This window comes from Marinomonas posidonica IVIA-Po-181 (assembly GCF_000214215.1).
GTDB classification, from domain to species: domain Bacteria; phylum Pseudomonadota; class Gammaproteobacteria; order Pseudomonadales; family Marinomonadaceae; genus Marinomonas; species Marinomonas posidonica.
The window spans coordinates 1803844-1816081 of sequence record NC_015559.1 but is presented as its reverse complement, the minus strand read 5'-3'; the positions used below and the strand labels follow the sequence as shown (position 1 = coordinate 1816081).

At 45.2% G+C, this 12238-nt stretch carries 7 protein-coding genes; 5 read left to right on the top strand and 2 right to left on the bottom strand.

Features of this window, described 5'->3' with window-relative positions; all coding sequences use genetic code 11:
- The first annotated feature begins 40 nt into the window (after positions 1–40).
- Positions 41–1693 carry a SulP family inorganic anion transporter gene (locus MAR181_RS08495; protein WP_013796185.1) on the top strand — a complete coding sequence of 551 codons (1653 nt, stop codon included), beginning with the start codon at positions 41–43 and terminating at the stop codon, positions 1691–1693.
- Between the two features lie 330 nt (positions 1694–2023).
- Here the strand turns inward: MAR181_RS08495 and aceF are convergent, their stop codons facing one another.
- Both aceF and aceE read right to left on the bottom strand, forming a co-directional pair.
- Entirely contained in the window at positions 2024–3916 is a 1893-nt protein-coding gene (gene aceF / locus MAR181_RS08490; protein WP_013796184.1) for a pyruvate dehydrogenase complex dihydrolipoyllysine-residue acetyltransferase, read from the bottom strand.
- Between the two features lie 89 nt (positions 3917–4005).
- Positions 4006–6672 (bottom strand): pyruvate dehydrogenase (acetyl-transferring), homodimeric type, encoded by a 2667-nt coding sequence (gene aceE, locus MAR181_RS08485; RefSeq protein ID WP_013796183.1) that lies wholly within the window; start codon positions 6670–6672, stop codon positions 4006–4008.
- Positions 6673–7555: 883 nt separating this feature from the next.
- On the opposite strand from aceE, the gene nadC reads away from it, so the two are divergent.
- The 4 genes from nadC (at position 7556) to MAR181_RS08465 (ending at position 12236) form a co-directional block, all read left to right on the top strand.
- Entirely contained in the window at positions 7556–8407 is an 852-nt protein-coding gene (gene nadC / locus MAR181_RS08480) for a carboxylating nicotinate-nucleotide diphosphorylase (protein WP_013796182.1), read from the top strand.
- Positions 8407–9600, top strand: a complete 1194-nt coding sequence (locus MAR181_RS08475; RefSeq protein WP_013796181.1) for an acetate/propionate family kinase — start codon at positions 8407–8409, stop codon at positions 9598–9600. Before nadC ends, MAR181_RS08475 begins: the two co-directional genes overlap by 1 nt.
- A 44-nt stretch (positions 9601–9644) precedes the next feature.
- Positions 9645–11741, top strand: coding sequence for a phosphate acetyltransferase (gene pta / locus MAR181_RS08470; RefSeq protein ID WP_013796180.1), 2097 nt, complete (start codon positions 9645–9647; stop codon positions 11739–11741).
- 117 nt (positions 11742–11858) lie between these two features.
- The gene (locus MAR181_RS08465) at positions 11859–12236 is read left to right on the top strand and encodes a hypothetical protein (RefSeq protein WP_013796179.1); all 378 of its coding nucleotides are present in this window, start codon (positions 11859–11861) and stop codon (positions 12234–12236) included.
- The last annotated feature ends 2 nt before the right edge of the window (positions 12237–12238 follow it).

The window sequence follows — 12238 nt, the reverse complement described above, 5'->3', positions numbered from 1 at the left end:
CAATGGACTGATTTTGATTAAAAACGGATAGGTAAATTCAATGATTATTGATTTTTCTAGGTTCAAAGATTGGACATTAGTAGGCGACTTATTTGGCGGAGCAACTACCGCAGTTGTGTCACTCCCCTTGGCGCTCGCATTTGGCGTTGCATCAGGCGCTGGCGCTGAAGCAGGCCTTTGGGGCGCCATTCTGGTTGGATTATTTGCCGCACTATTTGGTGGCTCTACCAGCCTTATATCAGAACCCACAGGCCCCATGACGGTCATTATGACAGCCGTACTAACCAGCATGATGGCCAGCAGCCCTGAAAGCGGCTTAGCCATGGCATTTACTGTAGTGATGATTGCTGGGGCCTTTCAAATCACACTGGGATATTTAAAACTCGGCAAATACATTACCCTAATGCCATATAGCGTCATTTCTGGATTCATGTCTGGCATTGGCGTGATACTGGTCATTTTGCAGCTAGCGCCTTTCTTAGGACATCCATCGCCGGCTGGAGGCGTTGTTGGCACATTAACCGCACTCCCCAGCTTACTCATGAACCTGAAGTTCTCTGAGTTATTTTTGGGACTAATGACCCTTGGCGTGTTATTTTACGTACCTAAAAAATGGCGTCGCTACGCCCCCCCTCAACTGATTGCCCTGGTCGCCATCACCCTTATTTCCATTATCCTATTTGATGATTCCGATGTTCGTAGAATAGGCATCATCCCATCTGGACTACCCTCCATTCATTGGCCAACATTTGAATTCTCAGTAATAATGGAAATGGTCATTAATGGTTTGGTTTTAGGCACGCTTGGCTGTATTGACACACTATTAACCGCGGTTATAGCTGACAGCTTAACGCGCAAAGAACATGACTCTAATCGTGAGCTAATTGGTCAAGGCGTTGCGAACCTAGCGTCCGGCCTACTTGGAGGCCTACCTGGCGCAGGCGCGACCATGGGCACGGTCGTCAACATTCAAACAGGAGCAAAATCCCCATTGGCCGGCATCACCCGCGCCCTTATTCTCCTGCTGGTTGTACTCGGAGCCTCACAATTAATTAGCCCAATCCCTATGGCTGTGCTGGCTGGAATTGCACTCTATGTGGGTATTAACATTCTTGACTGGAGCTTCCTGAAGCGCGCCCACAAAGTCGCCTTATCCCCCACTATTATTATGTATGGTGTAATGGCATTGACCGTCTTTGTCGACCTCATGGTGGCCGTTGGCATAGGAGTATTTATCGCCAACATCATCACCATCGAGAAACTCAGTCGCCTACAATCAGGCAATGTGAAAGCCATTAGCGATGCCGACGACGACATCCCGCTCACTGAAAATGAGAAGAACTTACTCGACAGTGCGAATGGCAAGGTATTGCTATTTTATCTTTCAGGCCCCATGATTTTTGGTGCCAGTAAAGCCATTGCCAAGCACCATAACCGCATCCATAACTACAAAGCCGTTGTATTGGATTTAAGCGCGGTACCCATGATGGACTTAACCATAGGCTTAGCACTCGAAAACGCCATCAAAGATGCCATTGATGCTGACTGTGCCGTGTATATTTACAGCCCTAACGGACAGACAACTGAGCGACTTGAGAAACTTGGCGTCATCAGCAGACTCCCAGATAATGCGTTCTGCGAATCACGCTTACAGGCCCTTGAACATGCCACAAATAGCTTAGCTTCTGCTTAGCTTCTCCCCTTAAACAAATACCAAAAAGCCTACCCATACTCGGTAGGCTTTTTTGTACCCTCTCCTCAGACAAACATATCGCCTTGTTATCTAAAGCATTAACACACAAATCTGGGAAGGCACTTGCGCTTACAAGGAATTAAGGAAACATAAAATGAACATTGAATGATTTCGCCGCCTGACTAACCAGCAAAAAGCATTTAATGACAACGAGACACCAAAAAATCGCAGAAAAACCGAAAAAAGCATGATGCGTCACACACATTTCTATGACACAAAAAAAAGCCACTCAACTTGAGTGGCTTTTAATGTGCATAACGAACTTAAAAGTTACAGCGTTAGGCGACGAACATCGCTCAACAATGAGTTCAAGTAAGTTAAGAAGCGACCCGCATCGCCACCATTGATTGCTCTGTGGTCATAAGACAAACACAAAGGCAACATAGTGCGAGGCTCGAAGTCTTTACCATTCCAGCGCGGCTCGATGTCAGCTTTAGACACCCCTAGAATACCCACTTCTGGACAGTTAACAATTGGCGTGAAGCCAGTACCACCAATCGCACCAAGGCTAGAGATAGTAAAACAGCCACCCTGCATATCAGCAGGCTTAAGTTGCTTATCAAGTGCTTTCTTGATCAACTCACCCGCTTCTTTAGCAATCTGCACGACTGATTTCTTGTCAGCATCACGCAATACAGGAACCACAAGTCCAACTGGCGAATCCACGGCAATACCGATGTTAACATAGTGCTTCTGCACGTAGCTTTCACCGTCAGCCATCAAAGACACATTGAATGCTGGGTTAGCAACCATAGCTTGCGCAACAGCTTTGATCAGGAATGGTAGAGGTGTCAATTTCACACCTTGTTTTTCCATTTCTGGCTTCAAGCCTTTACGGAACGATTCCAAATTCGAGATATCAGCTTTATCAAACTGAGTCACTTGTGGCACAACCAAAGAGTTGCGAACCATGTTCTCAGCCGTCAATCGCTGAATCTTGCTCATCTTAACAATTTCGATTTCGCCGAACTTGCTGAAGTCTTGATCCGGAACCGTTGGCAAACCTGCACCAGAAGCTGCGCCTACAGCAGGTGCTGTTGCAGCCTTCTGTACAGCCGCTTTAACATAAGCATGCAGATCTTCTTTCAAAATACGACCACGAGGACCAGTCGCTCGAACAAGAGACAAATCAACACCCAATTCACGAGCCAACATGCGCACAGCAGGACCTGCGTGAACTTTTTTGGATGGCTCAGTCAATACAGCAGATTGATCTACAACCGGTGCCGCTGTTTTTGGTTGATTTGCTACTGGCGCTTCGGCTTTCTTCTCAGGCGCAGAACTAGCAGTCTGCGGCGCTGCAACAGCACCTTCCACTTCAAGTTCTAGAATCAAATCACCTTCAGAAACCTGGTCACCTTCTTTTAAAGAGATAGACTTCACTTTGCCGGATTTCGGTGCAGGAATGTCCATTGATGCCTTGTCAGTTTCAAGCACAATAATGGAATCACCCTCTTTAACCTCATCGCCAACCGCAACAGCCACTTCGATAACATCAACGCCTTCAGCACCACCAATATCTGGCACCTTAACAGACTCAACACCACCTGAAGCGACAGCAGGCGCTGCTTCAGAAGCTTGCTGAGCAGGCTCAGCCACAACATTAGAAGCACCAACAGACTCGGTCATCATGGTTAGGATGGCATGACCTTCTGACACTGTATCGCCTACCTTGATTGAGATAGAGCCTACTTTACCAGTGAATGGTGAAGGAATATCCATAGAAGCTTTGTCTGTTTCGAGAACAATCAGTGAATCACCCTCTTCAACCAGATCACCCTCAGCAATGCAAAGCTCTATTACTTCAACATCTGTAGCACCACCAATATCAGGTACTACAACGTGCTGCTCACTGGAAGCTGGCACAGCAACAGGCTCAGCCGCTTTCTCCACTTCTGCGGATGCTGCTTGATTAACAGCGGAAGCTTCAAGCTCAATCACTAGAACTTCATCACCTTCTGACACTTTATCGCCTTCAGTAACGGAAATTTTCGTTATTTTACCTGCATGCGATGAAGGCACATCCATTGAAGCCTTATCCGTTTCTAAAACAATAATTGATTGGTCGACTTCAATATTGTCACCAACCTTAACACTGACCTCGATAACTTCGACATCAGTCGCACCGCCAATATCCGGTACTCGAATGATTTCAGTACTCACAGAAATCTCCTTTGTCGTTTAGACGCATCAAACTTAAAATCTTATCTGGTTTTGATAAATCAAAACCAGATACCTAGCTTGTCAAGTAATTAGCAAATAACTGGATTTGGTTTCTCAGGATCTAAACCAAACTTGGCAATCGCCTCACTAACTACGGATGCATCAACCACACCGTCTTTCGCCAGTGCATTTAAGGCAGAAACAACAACCCAGTAACGGTTGATCTCAAAGAAATGACGCAATTGAGCGCGCGTATCACTTCGACCAAAACCATCAGTACCAAGTACATTGTAAGTACCCTTCACAAATGGACGAATCTGGTCAGCAAACAACTTAACATGGTCAGTTGATGCAATCACAGGGCCGTTACCGTCTAAGCAAGTCTCAACATAAGACTGACGCTGCTCCGCTTCAGGGTGAAGCATATTCCAACGACTTGCGTCCAAACCTTCACGACGCAATTCATTGAAAGAGGTCACACTCCAAATATCCGAGTTCACACCAAAGTCGTTGAATAGAATTTCCGCCGCCGCTTCCACTTCACGAAGAATAACGCCAGAACCAAGCAATTGAACCTGCTTCTTATTGGTTTTCTTAGCGTGTGATTTAAGCTTATACATACCTTTCAGGATGCCGTCTTCAACACCTTCTGGCATATCTTCATGTGCGTAGTTTTCGTTCATTACGGTTAGGTAATAGAACACGCTCTCTTTCTCTTTGTACATGCGACGCAAGCCATCTTGAACAATAACGGCTACTTCGTAAGAGTAAGTCGGGTCATAGGACACACAGTTTGGAATGGTACCTGCCAAGATGTGTGAATGACCGTCTTCGTGCTGTAGACCTTCACCATTTAGCGTTGTACGACCGGCAGTCGCACCAATCAAGAAACCACGTGCCTGAGAATCACCTGCCGCCCACGCCAAGTCGCCAACACGTTGGAAACCAAACATAGAGTAGTAGATGTACACAGGAATCATCGGCAAATTGCTGTTACTGTAGGACGTTGCTAACGCTAACCAAGAAGAGAACGCACCGGCTTCATTGATGCCTTCTTGTAGAATCTGACCATCTTGAGATTCTTTGTAGTACATAATCTGAGTATGATCATGCGGCGTGTAACGCTGACCTTCAGAAGAGTAAATACCCAACTGACGGAACATGCCTTCCATACCGAATGTACGTGCTTCATCAGCAAGAATCGGCACAACACGCGAACCAATTTGCTTGTCTTTAACCATCACATTTAAGGCACGCACGAACGCCATAGTCGTCGAAATTTCACGACCTTTTGTACCAGCGATTTGCGCTTTAAACGCTTCTAAAGATGGCACTTCAAGCGCTTCACAATCACGACGACGTGTTGGGAAATCGCCATGCAACTCTTTACGACGTGAGCGCAAGTATTGCATTTCCGGGCTGTCTTCAGCTGGCTTGTAATAAGGTAAGTCTTTCAACTCCTCATCACTGATTGGGATACCAAACTTGTCACGGAACTGAGCCAGAGACTCTTCATCCAGTTTTTTCGTTTGGTGCGCGGTATTTTGCGCTTCAGCCGCCTTAAACATGCCGTAACCCTTGACGGTTTGCGCCAAGACAACAGTCGGTTGACCTTTATGAGACGTCGCTTCTTTATAAGCTGCGTAAACTTTGTATGGGTCGTGACCACCGCGATTAAGATTCATAATCTCATCGTCAGTCATGTCTTTAACCATTTCTAGCAACTCAGGATATTTACCGAAGAAATGCTCACGAGTATAAGCACCACCATTCGCTTTGTAGTTCTGAAGTTCGCCATCGCACACTTCATTCATACGCTTGACAAGCAAACCTTTGGTATCTTTTTCGAATAAAGGATCCCAATGACGACCCCATAGACACTTGACAACATTCCAACCAGCGCCACGGAAGACACCTTCTAGCTCCTGAACAATTTTACTGTTACCACGAACAGGCCCATCTAGACGCTGCAAGTTACAGTTAATCACGAAGATCAGGTTATCCAGTTTCTCGCGACCTGCAAGTGCAATGGCACCCAAAGATTCTGGCTCATCACACTCACCGTCACCTAGGAACGCCCAGACTTTACGATCACCTTGATCAATCAAACCACGACTGTGCTGATATTTCATCACATGTGCTTGATAAATGGCTTGTAAAGGCCCTAGACCCATAGAAACGGTTGGGAACTGCCAGTAATCTGGCATCAACCATGGGTGAGGGTAAGAAGAGATACCTTTGCCATCCACTTCACGACGGAAGTTATCTAACTGCTCATCAGTCAAACGACCTTCGATGTATGAACGAGCATAAATCCCTGGAGAAATATGGCCTTGGAAAAACACCATGTCCGCTTCTTGCTTACCGTCATTGCCACGGAAAAAGTGGTTAAAGCCGATATCGTACAAGGTAGCTGCGGATGAAAAACTGGTAATGTGACCACCCAGCGTAGAATCCGCTCGGTTTGCCTTCATCACCATTGCCAATGCATTCCAGCGAATGATTGAACGAATACGACGCTCCATAAAGATGTCACCTGGAAGTGGTGCTTCATCTTCTGGCGCAATAGTATTGCGATAAGACGTCGTAATGGAGGCTGGTAGTGAGGTGCCTGCTTTAGAGGCTTCACCAGTCAGACGGTTTAAAATGTATTGCGCGCGATCAGGACCTTCTTCGCGAAGGACAGACTCAAGCGCATCGACCCACTCTTTGGTTTCAATTGGATCGATGTCTTCGAGAATATGCTGCTCAGTCATCGTGTTAATAACTCCCGCTATTAGAACAGATACTTAACCTTTAAATAATCAGTCTTACTAACCATTTAAAAGCTACTTAAACGAGCCAGAAACAAACAGTGTGTTGCACTGATTGTTTCAGTCGACCTAGATAAAACGACACCCTACTCAGTTGAGCTAGCGTGTCGTTTTATCAGCACCAATGGTCATGATTTTTTGTTTTAATTGTTTACCATTGAATCAACCACCAGCTGAAATACGCTGGTCGGCTCGCTTCCAATTTGAGTCTGGTTCAACAGACCCTTCATTTACTTTTCATCTCCAGCAGCATTAACTAGCTAGGTATGAAAATACAAAATTTCATTACTATATAATGAAAGTAGAAAGCGCAAATAAAGTGTTACTTCACTTTAGCCTAATCAATCTAAATTAGGCTGTTTTTTGTCTTATGCTCTTCTAATTCGGGCGTAAGATTAACACCTAAACAAGAAATCGCATAGACAAACTACTCAACAAGCATAGATCAAGACCACTTTTGTAGCTTTAAAACATGACGTTTTGCTGACATAAATCCACTCAAAGTCCGACCAATTCAGCCTCAGTCTAACGACAAAACCAACAATTCACATAAAAAATGCAGACTATAAAGATAAAAAATACCGACATAACTGTTCACAACTTAATCAATATTGACTGAAAGCTTGTTATAAAATTACATAACCAGACTGCAGCTGAGGCGGTATTTTTAATCTTCCCCCCCATTCTTTGAGTATGTTTTGCTCATTCAGATACAAATTAAGCTGAATGTCATATAAATCAATCATTATGGTCAATTCAGCACTGACGGTTTGTTAATATAAAGCTACAATAGTGAATTCGAAAATGCGCATTGATAGGACAGTACATGACCCCTTTGGACGCTCAATTAATTGAGCATATTCAAACTCAGGTTGCTTTTGCACTCAAAGAAGACATTGGTAGTGGCGATATTACGGCGCAACTGATTCCAGATGACCAATATATTACCGCCAACGTCATCAGTCGAGAAGAGGCTGTGCTTTGTGGTCAAGCTTGGGCCAACGAAGTATTTACTCAGCTTGGACATGATGTAACCTTAACCTGGCACCGTCAAGACGGCGACCTAGTTTCTGAAAACCAAGTCTTCCTTACTCTTAAAGGTCACGCCCGAACCATTTTGACTGGTGAAAGAACGGCCCTTAATTTCATCCAAAGTCTTTCTTATACCGCCACCATTACCCGCCAGTATTGCCAGTTAGTGGAAGGAACAGCATTAACCATATTGGACACACGCAAAACCATCCCTAGTATGCGTTTAGCACAAAAATACGCGGTTACCACAGGTGGCGGTCAAAACCACCGCATTGGCCTATTTGACGCCTTCCTTATCAAGGAAAACCACATTATGGCCGCAGGATCCATCCTTAATGCAGTCACTATGGCAAAACAAATTGCACCGGGGAAAACCATTGAAGTGGAGACTGAAAACTTAGAAGAAGTCGCTGAGGCAGTCAAAGCAGGTGCTGACATCATAATGTTAGACAACTTCTCCTATGACGACATGCGCAAAGCCGTTCAACAATACCATGGCTTAGTGAAATTTGAAGCATCAGGCAACATGGACAAACCACGCTTACCGGAAGTGGCTAAAACCGGTGTTGATTTCGTTTCCATTGGCGCATTAACAAAACACATCACCGCCATCGATCTATCTTTACGAGTATCTCAGGAGTCATAATGAAAGACAGTATTCTAGTAATTAATTGCGGCAGTTCATCATTGAAATTCGCCATATTAGCCAACTCTGGACAAGATACCCTAATGGAAGGCATTGCCGACCAGCTTGGTTCAGACACAAGCAGCATCACATTCAAACATCAAGGCGAAAAGCATCAAAAAAATCTTACTGTGGGCAACCATGAGTTTGCAGTAAAAGAGATTAAAGCCTGGCTTGACCTTCACCCAGACATCAACAATACCTTGGTGGGAATTGGACACCGCATCGTTCATGGTGGTGAAACCTTCAATCAATCCGTGTTAATCAATCAGGAAGTCATTAATGGCATTCAAGAATGTGCCAGCTTAGCGCCACTTCATAGCCCCGCGCATTTAAAAGGCATCGATGTCTCTTTAGCATTATTCCCAGGCCTACCACAAGCGGCCGTATTTGATACTTCGTTTCACCAAAGCCTGTCAAAAGAACAGTTTTTGTACCCGATCCCAATGGATTTTTACCGCGAACATCACTTTCGCAAGTATGGATTTCATGGCACAAGTTACCGTTACATCAACCAACAACTTGCTCAACTTTCCCCAAACAGTGACCAACAAGGCGTGCTCGTTGCTCATTTAGGAAATGGAGCCAGTACATGTGCCATTAATAAGGGCAAATCATCAGATACCAGCATGGGCATTACACCTCTCGAAGGTCTGATGATGGGAACCCGCTCAGGTAGCCTGGATCCAAGCTTGTTAACCTTCATTATGAAAGCCAAACATCTTTCAGCTGAAGAAGCACTTGATGTGCTTAATAAGAAAAGCGGCTTACTTGGCGTATCTGAGTTATCAAATGATTGTCGAACGCTTGAAGATGCCATGATTTCAGGCGACGAAAGAGCCAAATTGGCGCTTGATATGTTTGCAGTTCGCACTGCGAAATACCTTGTGAGCACAGCCACAACTTTAGAAAGTATTGATCACTTGGTCTTCACGGGCGGTATCGGCGAAAATTCCAACTATCTTCGTCAAGCCATATGCCAACAACTCCGTGCCTTCAACATCAAACTGGATGACAGCCTAAATAACAATGCCCCTCGCGGAGCAGTATCAAACATAGGCGCCAAGGACAGCCACACTCAAGTGTGGATCATCCCAACAAATGAAGAGCTTATGATTGCATTGGATACCATCAGCTTGATACAAGGTTTATAACAGTTTCAGCCCACTATTAATGGACTAACATAGGATTTTAACATATGACAATTAACGTACTTATGACAGTCCCAACAGGACCAGGTGTTGGCTTAACATCCGTTTCAGTTGGTCTAGTTCGTGCCCTTGAGCAGCAAGGACTAAAGGCGAGTTTCTTTAAGCCGGTAGCCCAACCTCAACCAGGTGATAAAGGCCCAGATAAATCCACTGCCATGGTGGCTCAAGGCTCTTCCTTAACTCCAGCTGAGCCAATTCCACTGCATGAAGCCGAACGCTTTCTTTATAACGACAACATCGATGAATTGATGGAAGAAATCGTTGGTCGCTTTCAAGCCAGTGTTGAGCCTGACTCGACTGTGATTGTGGAAGGTTTAGCACAAATTGCCGGCCACCCATACGCCACTCGCTTAAATAAAGCCATTGCTCGTACCTTAGACGCTGGCCTAGTTCTGGTAACCGCCCCAAATAACATGCGTGTTAACGAACTGGAGCATCATGTCGAAATCGCTGCTGGCTCCTACGGCGGCATTAAAGCCGATGACGTTATTGGCTGTATTTTGAACAAAACTACCCCTGGGTCACTAGGGGTAAAATCCTACGGTGATCTGTTTGCACAACGCGGTATCTTCAAACGTAACTTCAGTTTACTTGGTCAAATTCCATCGGCCGATGAACTGACGTTTCCGAGGGTAAAAGACGTTGCTGACTTTTTAGGCGCAAACATTGTCAATGCAGGAGAAATGGAAACTCGACGAGTGCAATCTTACACACTCTGCGCTCGTGGCGTTGAGAATGTACTAGAGGCTTTAAAACCTGGTGTGCTGGTCTTTACACCTGGAGATCGTACGGACGTTATTATGGCCACGGCCATTGCCGCCCTAAATGACATTAAAATCGCCGCATTAGTAGTGACAGGTGGCTACCAGCCCAGTGAAGCTCTTATGTCACTTTGTGGCAAAGCTATGGCCAAAGGTTTGCCAGTATTATCGGTTAACTCCAATAGCTGGGAAACCGTTATCAACATGCAGTCATTCAACCAAGAAATCCCGCTTGATGATAAAGAGCGCGTTTCTATGGTAAAAGAACACATAGCACGTTGTATTGACCATGAGTGGATTAATTCTTTTGCCCTCAATCAAGAAGAAAGAAAGCTTTCTCCACCAGCCTTCCGTTTCCGTTTAATTGAATTGGCTCGCTCCCTAAACAAACGCATCGTGCTTCCAGAAGGTGAAGAAATTCGCACCATTCAAGCCGCCTCTATTTGTGCAGAACGAGGCATTGCGCGTTGTACCCTGCTTGGGAATGAGAAAGAAATTCTTCGAACAGCTCAAAATAATGGCATTGAATTAAGTCATGGTGTCGAAATTTTAGATCCAGCCAGCATTCTTGAGCGTTATGTTGCTCCTATGGTTGAACTTCGCAAAAGTCGTGGTCTAACGGAGATAGTGGCACGAGAGCAGCTCGAAGATAACGTAGTGTTAGGCACTATGATGCTGCAAACCGGTGATGTGGACGGCCTAGTATCTGGCGCGGTTCACACCACGGCCAATACGATTCGCCCTGCTTTGCAATTAATCAAAACCTCTCCGGATGCCAGTTTGGTGTCTTCTGTTTTCTTCATGTGCCTGCCAGATCAAGTCTTGGTATATGGCGATTGCGCCATTAACCCAGACCCTAACGCCGAACAACTTGCCGAAATCGCCATTCAAAGTGCGGACTCTGCGAGTGCATTTGGCATTACCCCTAAAGTGGCCATGATTAGCTACAGCACAGGAGGCTCTGGCACTGGTAACGACGTTGATAAGGTACGAGAAGCAACCAAAATTGCTCAAGAGCTGCGCCCTGACCTATTAATTGATGGCCCATTGCAATACGATGCTGCAATCATGGAGAAAGTCGCTAAACAGAAAGCACCAAACAGCAAAGTGGCCGGCAAAGCCACCGTATTTGTTTTCCCTGATCTGAATACGGGTAACACGACTTATAAAGCTGTACAACGAAGTGCTGACGTGGTCAGCATAGGCCCTATGTTACAAGGTATTCGCAAACCGGTTAACGATTTGTCTCGTGGCGCACTGGTTGATGATATTGTCTACACGATTGCCATCACCGCCATCCAAGCAGGTAACATCAAATCTTAATTTAACCCTCATCGTCCAATCCGGAGTCATATAATGCAAACCGGATTGGACAATCACCACTTTGCCGATTAATATTTAACCATTAACAATAGATTACAATTGTAAGTGGTGAGTATTATGTCCGGTAGCCTCCCCCATTCCATTGCCGTGTCCAACCATACACAATCCAATGTAGCCCAACCAGGTTATACGACTTACGACGTCCGCTCCGATGAAGACACTAATATGGCGGCTTTGAATGCCCGCAATGCCAAAGCTTCCAGTGACCTAGTCGTCACCATTTCCGAACAAGGTCAAGCACTACAAGGTCGTACGCAGAAACAATCTGAAGAAGCCAAAAAGAAAAAAGCAAAATCATCAGAGGCACAAGACAGCATCATTGAAGATGAGTTTATTGAAGAAGACGCTTCTTTACTCGTACCTGGCAAAATCAATAAATCTGAATATTACTCAGAAAAAACACCGACTGGCGAGATGTTAGATCAAACCGTCTAATG

What these genes read in the sequence shown, in the direction of transcription:
- MAR181_RS08495 (WP_013796185.1), top strand. Translation starts at nt 41, where the DNA reads ATGATTATTGATTTTTCTAGGTTCAAAGATTGGACATTAGTAGGCGAC.
- nadC (WP_013796182.1), top strand. Translation starts at nt 7,556, where the DNA reads ATGACCCCTTTGGACGCTCAATTAATTGAGCATATTCAAACTCAGGTT.
- MAR181_RS08465 (WP_013796179.1), top strand. Translation starts at nt 11,859, where the DNA reads ATGTCCGGTAGCCTCCCCCATTCCATTGCCGTGTCCAACCATACACAA.
- pta (WP_013796180.1), top strand. Translation starts at nt 9,645, where the DNA reads ATGACAATTAACGTACTTATGACAGTCCCAACAGGACCAGGTGTTGGC.
- MAR181_RS08475 (WP_013796181.1), top strand. Translation starts at nt 8,407, where the DNA reads ATGAAAGACAGTATTCTAGTAATTAATTGCGGCAGTTCATCATTGAAA.
- aceE (WP_013796183.1), bottom strand. Translation starts at nt 6,672, where the DNA reads ATGACTGAGCAGCATATTCTCGAAGACATCGATCCAATTGAAACCAAA.